Genomic DNA, 15,443 nt, shown 5'->3' on the forward strand with positions numbered 1-15,443 from the left:
AACTGACTGGACATCTTTGTGGGTACTGCTGTGAGCGAAAAGCAGGCAAAATTTGCTCAGGATCGTCTCATTGTCGAGAATGAGACTGGGTTGCTTGGATTAAGCCGTCTTGATCAGAGCTTCCTTAAGAACACATCCAGCCATACGTAGCCGCCGTTCCAGATCACGGCGTTTCATCCGATCTGCAGGGGCATGCGCACGGCATCGGTTGGCAGGCCACGGCTGATATCAGCCTCACGATCTTCAAGCAGCAGCTCAATGGCGGCCTGCAGATCCTTTCTTGCTTCTTCCATGGATTCTCCCTGGCCGTTAGCGCCGGGAATCTCCAGGCAGATCGCCCAGAAGCCACCCTCCGGAGCTGGCTCGATCACGGCAGTCAGTTCCCCCTTCATCAAACCAGCCTCGTTACCACATTTCAATCAGTTTAGGTTCAACAAAAAAGTGGCCGCAGTCAGGGAGGCGACCAGGCGCCCTCTCTTGACGCGTTGCCCCCCTTCAAACCGCCAACCCCATCCCCTGCATCCACCCCGCCGGGATCGCCCTATCCAGCCGCCAGCGAATCGCCATCGGGCGCTCGCCTTCGCGACTTTGGAAAGGTGGCGCTACCTGGCCGCCGGCCAGCGTGGCGGAGCCACCAGCCGAGGCACACGAATGGTTCGGTGACGCTGCCCCGCTTGCGCTGCTCGCGCTTGTAGCGCAGGGGTTTCAGCGTGGCGAGCGCACTTCGACCCAGGGCTCCCCTTCACCAAGGCTGGCCACAGCCTGCTCAAGGGTGCGCAGCAGCACGGCCTGGAGAGCCTGGTTGGAACTGTTCCCACACGAAGCCAGATCACCTGGGGAGGCGGCCCCTGCTCGAAGAGGAGATGCAGGAAGTCGCGATCCTTCGTCATCACCACTGCGCCTGCCGATCTGGCCTGCGCGAAGATCTCCCGGTCATCCGCATCCCTGAGGCCTAGCTCTCTGACTGGCACCGCCTGGATCGGAGCGAATTGTGCTGTGATCCAACTCTCAGGCGGCGTAGCTAAGGGCCGCCTGGAGATCCTCCGGCTCAAGATCAGGAAGCTCGGTGAGGATCTGATCGGGGGAGAGCCCAGCGGCATAAAGATCAAGCACATCGCTCACGCGGATCCGCATTCCTCTGATGCAGGGCTTGCCGCCGCACTGGGATGGGTTGTGGGTGATGCGGGAATGAGCCATAAAGCCAGGCTACCGGCTCCAGCCCTCCTCAAACCGCCACCGCCAGCTCCGGATAGAAGCCCCCCGGAATCGGCCGCTGCAGCCGCCAGCGAATCGCCATGGCCCCTCGCCTTCGTGGCTCATGGATCCGGCAATGCGCAGGCACAGGAACGGCACGTGGAGCCGCCGCATCTCGAGTGATGGGGAGGAATAGGCCCATCCAGGCGTTGGATGCTTTCAAGTCGCTGGCTAAGGCATTGGGGCGTCTTTGCTCAGTACATCCTGCAGAGAGGTTTTGAGGCCAGGGAGGTCATTCTGGATTGCATCCCAGAGGATCAGCTGATCCACGGTTTCGTAGACATGAATTATTCTGTTGCGGGTACCCACGATGCGGCGGAGATCGGGGATGACGTCAAGAACGCTGGGATCGGCATCGAGGGCCCGCTTGAGTGCCTCTCCGATGATTTCGAACTTACGTTCTACTGCTGATTGGATCAGTTCATCGTCAAGGTAGTGATCAAGGGTGCAGTTCTCAATGAAGCGCTCAATCGCCTCGATGGCCTCAAAGGCGTCAAGCAGGCGTTTCAGCGCCTCCCTTCGCATGTTCAGAGTTCCAGGAGAAGCCGCCGTGAAGCGTCCACGTCTTTGCGGAAAAAGGGATTGTGGATCATGGATTCCGTCAGGAGATCCACCGGACGGCCGAAAAGTGCTTCCAATTCATCGGCGAAGGAACAGAAGCGCCGGGCATAGCCCGGTTCTCGTTGGCCCGTCATCTGCACGATGAAGTCCAGATCACTGCTGGCAGGGTCAAACAGGCCCTTCGCCGCCGAGCCGAACACTTCAAGCCGATCCACGCCGTAGCGGTTGCACAGGTGCCTGAGCGGCTCAAGCCGGTCGATCAGCAAGGGCAGCAGTGGGGCAGCCGTGTCCATGGAGTCAGGTTAGTGGAGTCGTGGGTTCCCTCAAACCGCCACCGCCAGCTCCGGATAGAACGCCCCCGGAATCGGCCGCTGCAGCCGGCAGCGGATCGCCATCGGGAGATCGTTCTCGTTGATGGTGACCCTTTGGTTCGCCTATCTTTGGTAAAAGCGGCTGGATGGATCTATGGTGAGAGCAGCAACTCCTCTGATTACCTGCACGCCGGGAATCCGAAGCGGCAAACCCTGTATTGCAGGCACCCGTATCAGTGTTTCGGATGTGTTGGAGTACCTGGCCAGCGGCATGAGTCAGGATGAAATCCTGGCCGATTTTCCTGACCTGCGGGTGGAGCATCTTCAGGCTGTCTTGAGCTACGCAGCAGATCGTGAGAAGCGCCTGAGTGACCTCACGACAGCGTGATTGCTCCGATGACTGGGCCCCTTCTGTTTGATGAAAATCTCAGTCCTCGTCTGGCATCTGCAACGGCTGACTTCTTTCCAGGCAGCGTCCACATTCGCGATGTGGGCCTCAAGGGTGCAGCGGATCTTGAAATCTGGAGTTTTGCTCAGCAGCGTGGGTTCACCATCGTCACGAAGGATGATGACTTTCGTGGACTGAGCCTTTTACGGGGTGCACCACCCAAGGTGCTGTGGCTGGTTGTAGGCAACACCAGTACTCAAAATATTTCCAGGATTCTGTTGACCAGGCGGGATGTGATCGTGGCGTTCATCAAGGAACTCAACACTTCACTGCTGACGTTGCGCTAAGGCTGAGCAGAAGAGCAGCCTTAGCGCCCTCCTCACTCCGCCAGCTCCGGATAGAACGCCCCCGGAATCGCCCGCTGCAGCAGCCGGCGTCTGCATCGGCCGCCAACCTCATCCCAAGGGCTTGATCTGCTCCCTAACCCACTCGGTCAAGGCCTGCCGATCAAGCGTTCCGGAGGCCACGGCAAGAACAACGGCTTCGGTGGATTCGTTGGAAGCGGTCAACTCTTAGCGGTTAAGCATCAACATCACTTCCATGACTGCATGGCCAACACGCTTGTTGCCATCCACAAAGGGATGATTCTTGATCAGGGAAAAGCCAAGAACGGCAGACTTTTCGATGAGAGTGGGATAGAGATCAACACCTAAAAAGATCCCGCAATCCGGGTGAACCGCCGGACGTGGCGATCAATCGGCGGTGCAGCTCCAGTACCTCACCGAGGCGGAGATAGCGGATCACGCCAGACGACGGTAAAGCTCCTCATTCTTTGCCAGCACGTTCGATGCGGCTGCTTCGAAGTCTGCGGAGGGTCGGCTGAGGAGATCGCGGACGGCGGCCGAGGCCAGGACCTCCTGGGGCACGTTGAGCAGCCCGGCCACCTCGGCCAGGGCCCGGGACTGTTCTTCATTGAGCTCAATGGCGAGAGCCATGGCAATCATCCAGAACCCCAAGGATAGGAGAGCTTGAAGGGGGAGAGCCCCCTCAAACCGCCACCGCCAGCTCCGGATCGAAGGCCCCCGGAATCGGCCGCTGCAGCCGCCAACGAATCGCCCTTCTGGCTCAGAGCAACTCCCGGAACTCCTGAGGCGTGAGGCCGGCGTCACGGGCAATGGCACCCATGGTGATGGCACACCACCCGATAGCCAAGTTTCTGGAACACCCTCACCGCCTCCTTCTGGCTGATCCCTGGAAGCCTTGGCATTACATAGCCAACTCCAGCGTTTCCACGCTCTTCACGCCGGCCTCCTCGGCCTCGACCTCAAGCCAAAGGGTGATGGCCTCGCGGATGTTGCTGAGAGCTTCCTCGCGGGTGTTGCCCTGGGAGTGACAGCCAGGCAGGTCGAGGCAGCTCACAGCCCAGCATTCTTCGGTTTCGAGCAGGCGGATGCGGTAGGTCATGGGGCCGGCGCCTTGATGTGACCAGTCTGGCCCCCCTCACACCGCCACCGCCAGCTCCGGAGGAGATGCCACTGAGGCGGCCGTCAATCGTGCGGGATCAAAGAACTCTGAGGAACTCACTGACGTCGACCTGAGCCTGGCGAAGAAGGCCTGCGAGGGTGCCCACCTTGACCGGTCGATGCAACGGAACCACGCAACCCCGGCTACCGCAGCGCATCACCACGTGGCTTCCGTTCTGCCGGACAGCGCTGAACCCCAGGCGTTCCAATGCCCGAATAACCTCCCGACCAGAAAGGTGCGGAAGTTCAGGCATGGGCAGGAATGCTGAACATCGTGACCAGTGGGTGACCCGTCAAAACGAGTGGGAACTCCTCGAGATACAAAGATGTCGCCTCGCGCAGGTTTGCAAGTGCTTCATCAATGGACTCGCCCTGGCTTGCGGTGCCGGTTTCGGGGTTGAAGGCCACATAGCCGCCTTCTTCGGCTGGGCTGAGCACGGCTGTCAGTTCCATGGACCTACGGCTTTCACTCCATCCTGACAGGGCTGGCAGCGGCCGGAAGATCCTGAAATTCTGAACCCCTTCAAACCGCCACCGCCAGCTCCGGGTAGGAGGCCCCCGGAATCGCACGCTGCAGCCGCCAGCGAATCGCCATCGGCCGCTCGCCTTCGTGGCTCACATAATCCGCAAAGCCCAGGCACAGAAACGGCAGCGTGACGCCGCCGCGCTTGTTCTCCTCCCGCACAAACAACAGCACCCGGCTGCCGCGCTCTCGGTGGTGGATGTATCTCTGGCCGGTGGCTGAGGCTTCCCGGGTGAGGCTCTGGCTCTCCCAGTGGAACTCAGTACGGGAGATGGCGTAATCGTTGTAGCGGGTGGTGGGGGAGAACAACCGCTCACTCTTCTTCAGGGTGATGAAGAACACGTCGCAACGCGACGCCTCATCGCAGAACACCCCCTCGCGGCCGGGGAAGGGCCGGGCTTCGTTCAACAAGCCGAAGGCCGCGAACACTTCGGCGCGGGAGTAGCGGCCGTGGAGCTTCAGGGGTACCGGCGGGGCTGGCTCGCCTTCGGGGAGAAACGGCCAGGCGAGCGGCGCCACCAGGTGGGTTGTGCGCTCCAGCAGGAGCCCGAACAGCTCCACCAGCTCGGCGCGGATGGATGCGGCGGCCCAGAGCCGCACCAACGCTTCTGCGAGGGGCACATGGTTGCGGCCACTGCCCCAGAGCTGGGCCAGCAGCATCCGCCACTGGCGCTCAGCCAACAGATCCAACCCCGCCGGATCGGGCGCCAGCGGCCGCTGCAGCTGATCCGCCAGCCAGCGCAGCCGTTCGGGGTCGTCGAGGTGCAGCAGGCCACCGGCGATCCCCCGCCCCAGCCGCTCCTCATCCGCCGTGGGCACACCCGAGGCCGCGCCCGCCGCCACCCAGCCCAGCTCCCGCTGCAGCAACGCCCACGACCCCGCCACCCGATAGAACTCCCCCAGCTCCATGCCGAGCCCGTCGAGCAGATCCGCCAGCGAGCAGGCCCCGAGGCGGCGGCATTCCGCCAGCAGCTGGGGCCGGCTGCTGGGCAGCGACTCGCGCAGATTTGAAAGCACCCGCTCAGCCGAGACGCGATCGAGCTGGAGGCTGCAGCCGGCGGGGAGGAAGGGGAAGCCGGCTTCGATCTGTTGGCGCAGCTGGTCGCGCGTGCCGCCGAGCAGGGCGCGGTAGCGGAGGTCGTGGCGGAAGCGGCGATGGGCCTGGCCGATGAAATCGAGCACCGTGAGGCAGCTCTTGCCCGGGCAGAGGCGCAGACCGCGGCCGCAGCACTGTTTCGATCTCGGGGATGTCGAGCCCTTCGTTGAACAGATCCACGGCGAAGAGGATCTGCAGCTCACCGGATCGCAGGCGGCGGATCTGCTCGGCGCGCTCTTCGCGGGAGGCTGGGGCACCACGAGATCCTTGGAACCAACCAAGGCAAAACGGCTCCAAATCGGCAATCCTTGGGTCAGATATTCGAATCCCGATGCCGCTTCGTTCGGCCAGCGAATTCCCGATCACACCCGATCCAGAGGCCCTGGAGGGCACCTACCAGGACTGCCGGGCGGCCCTGGTGTCGGCCAACCGCTCCCGGGGCGTGCTCAAGGCCCAAAGCGACCGGCGGGGGGTGGTGATCACCGAGCTGCAGCGGGAGTTGGTGGAGCTGGAGGCGGACCTGGCCGATGAGGCGCGGGCCAAGGCTCGGCTTCATGCCCTCAACGCCAAGCTCGGCACCGTGATCCGCGAGCTGGAGGAAACGGGCGATGCCATGGTGGGCCTGATCGATGAGAGCGAGCGCCAAAGCGGCTTCTGGCTCGTGGAGATGTTCCGTCGCTTGATCGAGCAGGCGAAGCGCTGGCGATCGGTGAAGGCCAAGGCTGCGGCTCTGGCGTCAGAAGCATCCGAGGGGAGCATTCCAACTTCTGCTCAGAAGCCGGGCGGCTATGACCAGCTGGGCGGGCAGCCATGAGCGCGGGCCCGTCAATCGCTGATTTGCTAGAGCAGACCAACCGGGAACTGGCGGGGACCGATGCCCGGGTGTACCGCCGGGTGGCGGACCATCTGCAGCGCTCGACTGCGGCGCTCCAGGACCTCCAGGATCCCCAGCCCGCAAGCACCCCGGACCCGAAAGCCTTGCTGGGGAAAGGGAGCTTCCTGACGCAGCCCGCGGCCAGCCTTAAGCGCCTGTGCAAGGAGCACGGCATCAAGGGGTACTCCAAGTTGCAAAAGGCTGCTCTGGCCCAACTGCTGGAACGCCATGGAGTGACCCCACCGCCGCCGCCGTTGGAGAGTTTCACGAAGAAGGAGTTGATTGCGATGGTGCGGCAGTTGCTGGGGGAGGGTTGAGAGATGGCCACCCAGCGCTACTCCGTCACCCCCCACCCCATCGACACCCTGCTGACGTGGGTGAAAAGCGGCGAAATTGCTATCCCCGAGATTCAGCGGCCTTTCGTTTGGGAAGCCACGAAGGTGCGGAATCTCCTTGATTCCCTCTATCAGGGGTTCCCTGTGGGTTACCTGATTGCCTGGCGCAACCCCACGGTCAAGCTGAAGGACGGCACCACGTCCGCCGGAAAGCGCATCCTGATCGACGGGCAGCAACGGGTGACGGCCCTGATGGCATCTCTCTTGGGCATGGAGGTGCTCACGAAGGACTACGAACGCGTTCGCATCCGCATCGCCTTCAACCCGCTCGCTGGGGAAGACGAGCCGAGTTTTGAAGTCAGCAACCCTGCCATCGCCAAGAATCCTCTCTGGATTCCAGACGTCTCCAAGCTCTTCCAGACGGATGCTGATCTTTTCGATCAGACGGATTCGTACGTTGCGCGCAATCCGGAGATTGATCGGAACCGCGTTGGCAAGTCGCTGCAAAGGCTCCTGAAGATCGTTAACAACTCCGTTGGCCTGATTGAGCTGGCAGAGGATCTTGATATTGAGACCGTTACGGAGATTTTTATACGCGTTAATTCGGCCGGGGCGGAGCTGTCCCAGGCCGACTTCGCCATGTCGAAGATCGCCGTCAACGAGACCTATGGCGGCAACACGCTACGCAAGGCTATCGAATACTTCTGTCACCTGGCGATCTCTCCAGACTTTTACTCTCAGATCGACAAGAACGACCCGGAGTTCGCCAAGTCGGAGTTCCTGCCCAGGATGGCGTGGCTCAAGGACGTCAATGACGACCTCTATGACCCCACCTACACCGACATGCTGCGGGTGGCGTTCACCTCGGAGTTTGGCCGAGGCAAGCTCCAGGATCTGGTCGCCTTGTTGTCAGGCAGGAACTTTGCCACCAAGCAATATGAGGAAATCATCGCCGAACAATCGTTTGCGAAGCTGAAGCAAGGCGTTCTTGCCTTCATGAGTAAGACCCACTTCGATCGGATCATCATGATCCTCAAATCGGCGGGGTTTGTGACCAGCGATTTGATCCGCAGCCGCAATGCCATCAACTTCGCCTATATCCTTTATCTGCGAGGCCGACGAGAAGGCCTTCCAGCTGACGATATCGAAAGCCTCGTACGGCGATGGTTCGCGATGTCGATTCTCAGGGGTCGCTATTCCGGCAGCCCGGAAACAGCCTTCGATTTCGACATCCGCCAAATTGATTCCCAGGGCCTGCAGGCCTATGCGGAAGCCGTGATCGAGAACGAGCTGCCCTCGACGTTCTGGACGGGGATGCTGCCGCAGCTGATGGACACATCGTCGTCGACGAGCCCCTATTTCATCGCCTACCAGGCAGCCCAGGCTCGGCTTGGTGATCGGGGATTCCTTTCGGCCGGCATCACCGTACGCGACTTGCTCCTGAATCGAGGCGACAAGCACCATGTATTTCCACGCAAACATCTGCAGCGGGAAGGAGCCTCCAGGAGCAATTACAACCAGATCGCCAACTTCGTGATGGCCCAGAGCGAGATCAATATCGCGATCGGCGACAAGGCGCCCGAGGTCTACTTCGCGGAGTTGCGCGAGCAAGTGAACGGTGGTCCTAAGCGGTATGGCGGCATCACCGAGGCGGCAGAGCTCAGGGCCAATCTCACCATGAACTGCCTGCCCACAACGCTTCTGGATGGCGACCCCTTGGACTACAACGTCTTCCTGGTGGAGCGCAGGCGCCTGATGGCCGAGAAGATCCGTCAGTGGGTGGCTGTGTTGTGAGCACCAACTTCGCCCACCTGCGTCGCTACGACGAACAGCTGTTCCGACTGGGGGTTCTGGCAGAGCGCTACTTCCCCGAGGATCCGAACACGGCGTTGATCAAGCTCCGGCAGCTGGGTGAGCGGTTGGCCCAGCAGGTGGCCTCCCGTTTCGGCGTGTTCACCAGCCTTGAGGAAACACAGCTGGCCCTGATCCGGCGCCTGGAACTGGATGGCCTGATCGAGCGGGAGGTGGCGGTGCTCTTCCACGACCTGCGCAAGAACGGCAACGACGCCACCCATGGGCTCCAGGGCGACCATGCCAGCGCCCTGAGCACCCTCAAGATTGCCTGGCAGCTGGGGGTGTGGTTCCACCGCAGCTTCGGCGATCCGGAGTTCCGTAGCGGCCCGTTTCGGCCCCCTCAGCCCCCGGTTGATGAAAGCGAGGAGCTGAAGCAGGAACTGGCTCGGCTGCAGGCCGCGCTCGAGACCTACCGCGCCAACGAGGGTGCAATCAGCGAGCAGCTCAGTGTTGCTGAAGCCCAGCTGCAGCAGGCCCTGGGCGAGCAGCAGCAATGGGAGCAGCTTGCTGAGCAGGTGGAGGCCGATAAGGCTGCCCTGGCCGCCCAGCTCCAGGCCCAGCAGAGCGCGGCCGCCCAGCAGCCGCCGGCAGTGGCCACGGGATTGCGGCAGGCGGCCCGCGCCGCGGCTGGCGCGATCGAGCTGGATGAGGCCGCCACCCGCCAGCTGATCGACGAGCAGCTGCGCCAGGCCGGCTGGGAGGCCGACACCCAGACCCTTCGCTACGTAGCAGGAACCCGCCCGCAGAAGCACCGCAACCTGGCGATCGCCGAATGGCCGACCAGCAGCGGCCCTGCCGACTATGTGTTGTTCGTGGGGCTCACCGCCATTGCTGCCGTGGAAGCCAAACGGGCCAACAAAGATGTGGCGGGTGTGCTGCCCCAGGCCCAGCGTTACTGCCGCGACTTCCAGCCCAGCGCAGAAACGGAGGCGGACAGCGGGGGCTGGGGGCCTGACGGGGTGTACCGCATCCCCTTCGCCTTATCCAGCAATGGGCGGCCGTTTCTGCGCCAGTTGCGCACCCGCAGCGGCATCTGGTTCCGGGATCTGCGCCGGGCTGAGAACCTCGCCGGCCCGCTGGATGGCTGGTATTCACCGGAAGGGCTCCAGGCTCTGGCGCGGCAGAACGTGGCCGAGGCCGACGAGCAACTGCGGCGCGAGGGTTTCAGCTATGGCTTTGCGCTGCGCCCCTACCAGCGGCGCGCGATCGAAGCCGCCGAAGCGGCGATCGGCGATGGCCAGAGGGAGATTCTGCTGGCGATGGCCACGGGCACCGGCAAGACCAAAACCTGCGTGACTCTGATCTACCGCCTGCTCAAGACGGGGCGTTTCCGGCGGGTGCTGTTTCTGGTGGACCGCTCTGAGCTGGGCACGCAGGCCGCCGATGCGTTCAAGGAAACGCGCATGGAGAGCCTGCAGAGCTTCGCCGACATCTACGGCATCAAGGAACTGGGGGAGCGGGAGACCGAATCCGACACCAGGGTGCAGATCGCCACCGTGCAGGCGATGGTGCAGCGGCTGCTGCTGGGTGCCGAAGACGACAAACCCACGGTGGACACCTATGACCTGATCGTGGTGGATGAATGCCACCGAGGCTATCTGCTCGACCGGGAGCTCAGTGATCGGGAGCTGGGCTTCCGGGATTTCAACGAATACGTGTCGAAGTACCGGCGGGTGCTGGAGACGTTTGATGCCGTGAAGATCGGCCTGACGGCCACCCCGGCGTTGCACACGGTGGAGATCTTCGGCCAGCCGGTGTTCGTGTACAGCTACCGCGAGGCGGTGGTGGATGGCTTCCTGGTGGACCATGAGCCCCCCGTGCTGATCTCCACGGAGCTCTCCAGCGAAGGCATCCGCTGGGCTGCCGGAGAGGAGGTGAAAACCTACAACCCGCGCACGGCTCAAACTGAGCTGTTCACCACGCCCGATGAGCTGCGCTTCGAGGTGGATGCCTTCAACCGGCAGGTGATCACCGAGCCGTTCAACAAGGCGGTGTGCGAGGTGCTGGCGAATGAGCTCGATCCACTGTCGCCCCAGAAAACGCTGATCTTCTGTGCCACCGATGCCCATGCCGATCTGGTGGTGCTGCTCTTGAAGGAAGCCTTCCGGGAGCGTTACGACGGTGTGGAGGATGATGCGGTGGCCAAGATCACTGGCACCAGCGACAAACCCAAGGAACTGATCCGCCGCTACAAGAACGAGGCCTTTCCCAATGTGGCCGTCACGGTGGATCTGCTCAGCACGGGGGTGGATGTGCCGGCGATCTGCAACATCGTGTTCCTGCGGCGCATGAACAGCCGCATCCTCTACGACCAGATGATCGGCCGTGCCACTCGCCTGTGTGAGGCGATCGGCAAAGACAGCTTCCGCATCTTCGATGCGGTGGGCATCTACGACGCCCTGCAGGGCTTCACACAGATGCAGCCGGTGGTGGTGAATCCGAAGGTCAGTTTCAGCCAGCTGATCCAGGAACTCGACGCCACCGAGGGAGACGATTGCGAGCTCGTGCGGGAGCAGCTGATCGCCAAGCTGCGGCGCAAGCAGCGGCACCTCAGTGAAACCGCCGAGGCCCAGTTCCGGCAGCTCACCGGGGAAGAACCTGCTGCGTTCATCACGCGGCTGCAGCAGCTACCCATCGCGGAGGCCAGCCGCTGGCTTGGCACGATCACTGGCCTGGGGGACCTGCTGGATACGAAGTGGGAAGGGCCAGGCCAGCCCCAGTTCCTCTCCGAGCACGACGACACCCTGCGCTCGATTGAGCGGGGTTATGGGGCAGCCACCCGCCCGGAGGATTACCTCGATGGCTTCTCGACCTATGTGCGCGACCCCGGCAACGACCTGCCGGCCCTCACCACCGTGCTGCAACGGCCCTGGGAACTCACCCGCAAGGATCTGCGGGAGCTGAGGCTCGCCTTGGATCAGCGGGGCTACAACGAGGCCACCCTGGCCACCGCCTGGCGCGAAACCACCAACCAGGACATGGCCGCTTCGATCATGGGCTACATCCGCCAGGCGGCCCTCGGGGATCCGCTGGTGCCCTACGAGCAGCGGGTGGAGAAGGCCCTGCAGCGGATCCTGGCCTCCCGGGCCTGGACCACGCCCCAACGCCAGTGGCTGCAACGGATCGCCAACCAGACCAAGGCGATCACGATCGTCGACCGCGAAGCGCTGGACGACGACGCCCTGCTGTTCCGCCGCGAGGGGGGCGGCTGGCCACGGTTGAACAAGCTGTTCGGCGGTGAGCTGGAGCAGGTGCTGCACCACTTCCATGAAGCCGTTTGGGAGGCAGCCTGAGGATGGATCCTCGGTCTAGACTTGGTATCCATCACGCAGGGTCGATGCGCGCCAAGCTGTTCCGCAACGGCCGCAGCCAGGCGGTGCGCCTGCCGGCGGAATTCCGCTTCGAGGGAACGGAGGTGGAGGTTCATCGGGATCCCGAGAGCGGCGCGGTGGTCCTCACACCGGTGAGGCCCTCGGCCCGCGCCTTGCTGGATCAACGGGATGCCCTGTTGCAGGAGCCTGGCTTCCAAGCCGAGCTGGCAGCGTTGTTCGAGGGGTTGCACGACACGCGCCCTGCGGAACCGGTGGAGTTCCCCTGATGGCTGCGGGGACGGGGAGGCTGATGCTCGACACCAACGCCGTGAACGCCTTTCTGAAGGGCCTGTCCCCACGCCTGGATACGTGGGTGCGTGAGCAACGCTGTTGCCTGTCGTCGATTGTGGTGGCGGAAATCCGCTACGGCCTGGAGAAACTGCCGCCCACGTCGCGGTTGCAGGCGCTGGTGGAGAACACCATTCAGACCCTGGAGATCCTGCCCTGGTCGGAAGCCTGCGCCAGGGTGTATGGCCGGATGCGGGCCGATCTCGAACGCAATGGGAAGCCGTTGGCGGCCATGGATCTGCTGATCGCCAGCCATGCCCTGAGCGAAGGCTGCGCCTTGGTGACGGCGGACCAGGCCTTCGCCAACGTGGGCGAGCTCAGCCTGGAGGCCTGGTGATGGCAGGAAGCATGGCAAGCCACAGCCACACCCACGACATCGTCGCCAAGCTCTGGAACCTCTGCAATGTGCTGAAGGACGACGGGGTGACGTATCACCAGTACGTGAGCGAGCTCACCTATCTGCTGTTCCTGAAGATGGCCAAGGAAACCGGCACCGAAGCCGGGATCCCGGAGGAATGGCGCTGGGACGAACTGGAGAAGCTCAAGGGCCTCAAACAGCTGGAGCACTACAAGCTGCTGCTGCTGGAGCTAGGCAGCAGCGAGAGCGGCAGCTCGGTGCTGGTGCAGGAGATCTTCGCCAATGCCAGCTCCTTCATCCGCAAGCCGGTCACGCTGAACAAGCTGGTGGCGGAGATCGACAAGCTGGATTGGTACAGCGCCCGCCAGGAGGGGCTGGGGGATCTCTATGAGGGGCTGCTGCAGAAGAACGCCGAGGAGAAAAAATCGGGCGCCGGCCAGTACTTCACGCCCCGGCCACTGATCGATGCGATGTTGGCGGTGATGCGGCCGCAGCTGGGCGATGTGATCCAGGATCCGGCGGCGGGCACCGGCGGCTTTCTGATCGCGGCGCAGCGCTGGATCCGGGAGCACCAGGATCCGAGCCTGCTGGATGAGGCGCAGCAAAAGCAGTTCTACGAGCGCACCTTCTACGGCATGGAGCACGTGCAGGACACGCACCGCCTGGCGCTGATGAACCTGATGCTGCACGGCCTGGATTCGCTGCCCGGCCAGGGGGGCATCCGCTATGGCGACACGATGAGCAGCGACGGCGAAGGGCTACCGAAGGCCAGCCTGATCCTCACCAATCCGCCGTTCGGCACCAAGAAGGGCGGCGGCCTGCCGAGCCGCACCGATTTCACCTTCCCCACCAGCAACAAGCAGTTCTGCTTCCTGCAGCACATCTACCGGGCTCTCGTGCCCGGCGGCAGGGCGGCGGTGGTGTTGCCCGACAACGTGCTGTTCGAGGGCAACGTGGGCAAGCAGATCCGCGCCGATCTGATGGACAAGTGCAACCTGCACACGATCCTGCGCCTGCCCACCGGCATTTTTTATGCCCAGGGCGTGAAAACCAATGTGCTGTTCTTCACGCGCGGCAGCAGCGATCGGGGCAACACCCAAGCGGTGTGGGTGTACGACCTGCGGGCCAACATGCCGGCCTTCGGCAAGCGCACGCCCCTCACCCGTGAGCATTTCGCCGATTTCGAGGCGGCCTACGGAGGCAATCCGCTGGGGCTGGCACCGCGCTGCGCCACCGGGCCGGAGGGCCGCTGGCAATGCTTCAGCCGTGAGGAGATAGCCTCCCGGGGCGACAGCCTGGATCTGGCCTGGCTGAAAGATGACTCCGCCGACGATGGCGCCGACCTGCCTGAGCCGGCGGTGCTGGCCCAGGAGGCGATGCTGGAGCTGGAAGGAGCTCTGGAGGATCTGCGGGCGATCCTGGCGGAGCTGGGGGAAGAGGTGGAGGAGTTGGTGTGATGGAGGAGCAGGGATTCCCCCAGGGTTGGTGTCATGCCGAGATAGGGGAGCTATGCGAGCTCCGAAATGGCCGAGCTTTTAAATCTGCAGACTGGAAAGAAACAGGCGTTCCAATCGTCAGGATTCAAAATCTCAACAATCCAAATGCGAAGTTCAACTACTATCAAGGCCCAATCGACGAGCGGAACAGACTGCAAGGCGGTGAGCTGCTCTTCGCTTGGTCAGGCACTCCTGGCACCTCATTCGGAGCTCATGTGTGGGGTGGGGGCGAGGCAGTGCTTAATCAGCATATTTTTCGCGTCGACTACGATGATGGGCTCATTGACAAGCGCTTCTTTCGATTTGCGATCAACCAGAAGCTAAACGAGCTTATTGACAATGCCCATGGTGGAGTTGGGCTTAGACACGTCACAAAGGGAAAGTTCGAGAAGACAAAAGTCGCAGTTCCACCCTTCAACGAACAACACCGCATCGCCGCCAAGCTCGACACCACCCTCGCTTCTGTCGAGGCCTGCCGCCAGCGGCTCGATGGCGTGGCGGCGATCCTCAAGCGTTTTCGCCAGGCCGTGCTGGCGGCGGCAACGTCGGGGGAGTTGACGCGGGAGTGGAGGGAGGAGAGAGCCGAGCCGAGCTGGGATACCAAGGCATTAGGTCAATGTGGCGCGGTAACGGGGGGGATCACCAAGAACTCCAGCAGAATTCGCATGGATCAGAAGAAGCCGTATCTTCGGGTTGCAAATGTCTACAGAAACCGCCTCGATCTTGATGACATTGCCGTTGTTGGTGTCACCGAGGCTGAATACTTAAAGACTGTCCTTCGCGCTGGTGATCTGCTCATTGTCGAAGGCAATGGCAGCCTGCAGCAGGTAGGCCGGGTAGCGATCTGGCAAGACGACAACCTTGATTGTGTTCATCAAAATCATCTGATCAGGTGGAGGTCATATTCAATGGAGCCCAAGTGGGCGCTTTATTGGCTGATGTCACCTATTGGCAGAGAGCTATTAGAAAAGCGCGCGCAAACAAGCACTGGACTGCATACTCTCAGCGTCTCAAAGGTCTCCGGAATACCAATATCCACTCCGAGCTTATCCGAGCAACAACGAGTAATTGATATCGTTGACGAGCTGTAACCATTCAGGGGTCGGGATGCGCCGCCGCGCGAATGCACGCCTGATCGCTCATCGCTGAGCGGGCAAAGAAGCAGTGCTGCTCTTGCTGCTGAATTCAGGGATCCGGCAGCAGTGATGGCA

21 protein-coding genes and 1 pseudogene are annotated in these 15,443 nt (G+C 62.3%); 10 read left to right on the forward strand and 12 right to left on the reverse strand.

The genetic code is table 11. The features are described 5' to 3' along the window. Positions 1-173 precede the first annotated feature (173 nt). The 5 genes from KBY93_RS14830 to KBY93_RS14845 all read right to left on the reverse strand — a co-directional run bounded on the left by KBY93_RS14830 (position 174) and on the right by KBY93_RS14845 (position 2,081). Positions 174-371, reverse strand: coding sequence for a type II toxin-antitoxin system HicB family antitoxin (locus tag KBY93_RS14830; protein WP_255095203.1), 198 nt, complete (start codon positions 369-371; stop codon positions 174-176). Between the two features lie 231 nt (positions 372-602). Then, a complete protein-coding gene (locus tag KBY93_RS16320; protein WP_399223309.1) occupies positions 603-1,100 on the reverse strand; it encodes a DUF5615 family PIN-like protein in 498 nt (165 codons plus the stop codon). Continuing rightward, positions 1,009-1,197, reverse strand: a complete 189-nt coding sequence (locus KBY93_RS14835; RefSeq protein WP_255095204.1) for a DUF433 domain-containing protein — start codon at positions 1,195-1,197, stop codon at positions 1,009-1,011. Before KBY93_RS14835 ends, KBY93_RS16320 begins: the two co-directional genes overlap by 92 nt. Positions 1,198-1,425: 228 nt before the next feature. After that, positions 1,426-1,779, reverse strand: a complete 354-nt coding sequence (locus KBY93_RS14840; RefSeq protein WP_255095205.1) for a DUF86 domain-containing protein — start codon at positions 1,777-1,779, stop codon at positions 1,426-1,428. A 2-nt stretch (positions 1,780-1,781) separates the two neighbouring features. Then, entirely contained in the window at positions 1,782-2,081 is a 300-nt protein-coding gene (locus KBY93_RS14845) for a nucleotidyltransferase family protein (protein WP_255095206.1), read from the reverse strand. 199 nt (positions 2,082-2,280) lie between these two features. Between KBY93_RS14845 and KBY93_RS14850 the strand changes: the two genes are divergently transcribed. After that, positions 2,281-2,514 (forward strand): DUF433 domain-containing protein, encoded by a 234-nt coding sequence (locus tag KBY93_RS14850; protein ID WP_255095207.1) that lies wholly within the window; start codon positions 2,281-2,283, stop codon positions 2,512-2,514. A gap of 8 nt (positions 2,515-2,522) precedes the next feature. Beyond that, positions 2,523-2,861: a DUF5615 family PIN-like protein gene (locus KBY93_RS14855; RefSeq protein WP_255095208.1), complete on the forward strand. Its 339-nt coding sequence runs from the start codon at positions 2,523-2,525 to the stop codon at positions 2,859-2,861. 225 nt (positions 2,862-3,086) lie between these two features. Here KBY93_RS14855 and KBY93_RS16195 read toward each other — a convergent pair whose 3' ends face one another. The 7 genes and pseudogenes from KBY93_RS16195 to KBY93_RS16205 all read right to left on the reverse strand — a co-directional run. After that, on the reverse strand, positions 3,087-3,233 hold the full coding sequence (locus tag KBY93_RS16195; RefSeq protein WP_315856422.1) for a Fic family protein: 147 nt from the start codon (positions 3,231-3,233) through the stop codon (positions 3,087-3,089). 81 nt (positions 3,234-3,314) lie between these two features. Beyond that, on the reverse strand, positions 3,315-3,509 hold the full coding sequence (locus tag KBY93_RS14865; protein WP_255095209.1) for a DNA-binding protein: 195 nt from the start codon (positions 3,507-3,509) through the stop codon (positions 3,315-3,317). A gap of 271 nt (positions 3,510-3,780) precedes the next feature. Continuing rightward, on the reverse strand, positions 3,781-3,978 hold the full coding sequence (locus tag KBY93_RS14870) for a type II toxin-antitoxin system HicB family antitoxin (RefSeq protein WP_255095210.1): 198 nt from the start codon (positions 3,976-3,978) through the stop codon (positions 3,781-3,783). A 97-nt stretch (positions 3,979-4,075) separates the two neighbouring features. Further along, a complete protein-coding gene (locus KBY93_RS14875) occupies positions 4,076-4,291 on the reverse strand; it encodes a type II toxin-antitoxin system HicA family toxin (protein ID WP_255095211.1) in 216 nt (71 codons plus the stop codon). After that, on the reverse strand, positions 4,284-4,490 hold the full coding sequence (locus tag KBY93_RS14880) for a type II toxin-antitoxin system HicB family antitoxin (RefSeq protein WP_255095212.1): 207 nt from the start codon (positions 4,488-4,490) through the stop codon (positions 4,284-4,286). The genes KBY93_RS14875 and KBY93_RS14880 overlap by 8 nt, the downstream gene beginning before the upstream one ends. 70 nt (positions 4,491-4,560) lie before the next feature. After that, the gene (locus KBY93_RS16200; protein ID WP_255095213.1) at positions 4,561-5,742 is read right to left on the reverse strand and encodes a DUF3427 domain-containing protein; all 1,182 of its coding nucleotides are present in this window, start codon (positions 5,740-5,742) and stop codon (positions 4,561-4,563) included. A gap of 97 nt (positions 5,743-5,839) precedes the next feature. Then, positions 5,840-6,049, reverse strand: a pseudogene (locus KBY93_RS16205) (hypothetical protein); the annotation flags it as partial. Here KBY93_RS16205 and KBY93_RS14895 point away from each other — a divergent pair. From KBY93_RS14895 to KBY93_RS14930, 8 genes are read left to right on the forward strand one after another with little or no spacing between them, the layout of a single operon-like run. Further along, on the forward strand, positions 5,988-6,470 hold the full coding sequence (locus tag KBY93_RS14895) for a hypothetical protein (protein ID WP_255095214.1): 483 nt from the start codon (positions 5,988-5,990) through the stop codon (positions 6,468-6,470). The pseudogene KBY93_RS16205 and the gene KBY93_RS14895 sit on opposite strands and share 62 nt — an antisense overlap. Then, on the forward strand, positions 6,467-6,847 hold the full coding sequence (locus KBY93_RS14900; protein ID WP_255095215.1) for a hypothetical protein: 381 nt from the start codon (positions 6,467-6,469) through the stop codon (positions 6,845-6,847). Before KBY93_RS14895 ends, KBY93_RS14900 begins: the two co-directional genes overlap by 4 nt. 3 nt (positions 6,848-6,850) lie before the next feature. Continuing rightward, positions 6,851-8,659, forward strand: coding sequence for a DUF262 domain-containing protein (locus tag KBY93_RS14905; RefSeq protein WP_255095216.1), 1,809 nt, complete (start codon positions 6,851-6,853; stop codon positions 8,657-8,659). After that, on the forward strand, positions 8,656-12,012 hold the full coding sequence (hsdR, locus tag KBY93_RS14910) for a type I restriction-modification system endonuclease (RefSeq protein ID WP_255095217.1): 3,357 nt from the start codon (positions 8,656-8,658) through the stop codon (positions 12,010-12,012). Before KBY93_RS14905 ends, hsdR begins: the two co-directional genes overlap by 4 nt. Before the next feature lie 44 nt (positions 12,013-12,056). Continuing rightward, on the forward strand, positions 12,057-12,317 hold the full coding sequence (locus tag KBY93_RS14915; protein WP_255095218.1) for an antitoxin: 261 nt from the start codon (positions 12,057-12,059) through the stop codon (positions 12,315-12,317). Positions 12,318-12,340: 23 nt separating this feature from the next. After that, complete coding sequence (locus tag KBY93_RS14920) at positions 12,341-12,715, forward strand: type II toxin-antitoxin system VapC family toxin (protein ID WP_255095219.1); 375 nt, start codon at positions 12,341-12,343, stop codon at positions 12,713-12,715. Next, positions 12,715-14,193, forward strand: a complete 1,479-nt coding sequence (locus KBY93_RS14925; protein ID WP_255095220.1) for an N-6 DNA methylase — start codon at positions 12,715-12,717, stop codon at positions 14,191-14,193. Before KBY93_RS14920 ends, KBY93_RS14925 begins: the two co-directional genes overlap by 1 nt. Beyond that, positions 14,193-15,323, forward strand: a complete 1,131-nt coding sequence (locus KBY93_RS14930) for a restriction endonuclease subunit S (RefSeq protein WP_255095221.1) — start codon at positions 14,193-14,195, stop codon at positions 15,321-15,323. The genes KBY93_RS14925 and KBY93_RS14930 overlap by 1 nt, the downstream gene beginning before the upstream one ends. Positions 15,324-15,443: the final 120 nt, after the last annotated feature.

The organism is Synechococcus sp. J7-Johnson, assembly GCF_024345795.1.
Taxonomy (GTDB): domain Bacteria; phylum Cyanobacteriota; class Cyanobacteriia; order PCC-6307; family Cyanobiaceae; genus Regnicoccus_A.

Excerpts from the sequence above, each read along its gene's own strand:
- KBY93_RS14870 (WP_255095210.1), bottom strand. The coding sequence starts at position 3,978 with ATGACCTACCGCATCCGCCTGCTCGAAACCGAAGAATGCTGGGCTGTG.
- KBY93_RS14915 (WP_255095218.1), top strand. The coding sequence starts at position 12,057 with ATGCGCGCCAAGCTGTTCCGCAACGGCCGCAGCCAGGCGGTGCGCCTG.
- KBY93_RS14895 (WP_255095214.1), top strand. The coding sequence starts at position 5,988 with ATGCCGCTTCGTTCGGCCAGCGAATTCCCGATCACACCCGATCCAGAG.
- KBY93_RS14865 (WP_255095209.1), bottom strand. The coding sequence starts at position 3,509 with ATGGCTCTCGCCATTGAGCTCAATGAAGAACAGTCCCGGGCCCTGGCC.
- KBY93_RS14880 (WP_255095212.1), bottom strand. The coding sequence starts at position 4,490 with ATGGAACTGACAGCCGTGCTCAGCCCAGCCGAAGAAGGCGGCTATGTG.
- KBY93_RS14835 (WP_255095204.1), bottom strand. The coding sequence starts at position 1,197 with ATGGCTCATTCCCGCATCACCCACAACCCATCCCAGTGCGGCGGCAAG.
- KBY93_RS14930 (WP_255095221.1), top strand. The coding sequence starts at position 14,193 with ATGGAGGAGCAGGGATTCCCCCAGGGTTGGTGTCATGCCGAGATAGGG.
- KBY93_RS14920 (WP_255095219.1), top strand. The coding sequence starts at position 12,341 with ATGCTCGACACCAACGCCGTGAACGCCTTTCTGAAGGGCCTGTCCCCA.
- KBY93_RS14875 (WP_255095211.1), bottom strand. The coding sequence starts at position 4,291 with ATGCCTGAACTTCCGCACCTTTCTGGTCGGGAGGTTATTCGGGCATTG.
- KBY93_RS14900 (WP_255095215.1), top strand. The coding sequence starts at position 6,467 with ATGAGCGCGGGCCCGTCAATCGCTGATTTGCTAGAGCAGACCAACCGG.
- KBY93_RS14855 (WP_255095208.1), top strand. The coding sequence starts at position 2,523 with ATGACTGGGCCCCTTCTGTTTGATGAAAATCTCAGTCCTCGTCTGGCA.
- KBY93_RS14840 (WP_255095205.1), bottom strand. The coding sequence starts at position 1,779 with ATGCGAAGGGAGGCGCTGAAACGCCTGCTTGACGCCTTTGAGGCCATC.
- KBY93_RS14905 (WP_255095216.1), top strand. The coding sequence starts at position 6,851 with ATGGCCACCCAGCGCTACTCCGTCACCCCCCACCCCATCGACACCCTG.
- KBY93_RS16320 (WP_399223309.1), bottom strand. The coding sequence starts at position 1,100 with ATGCCGCTGGGCTCTCCCCCGATCAGATCCTCACCGAGCTTCCTGATC.
- KBY93_RS14850 (WP_255095207.1), top strand. The coding sequence starts at position 2,281 with ATGGTGAGAGCAGCAACTCCTCTGATTACCTGCACGCCGGGAATCCGA.
- KBY93_RS14925 (WP_255095220.1), top strand. The coding sequence starts at position 12,715 with ATGGCAGGAAGCATGGCAAGCCACAGCCACACCCACGACATCGTCGCC.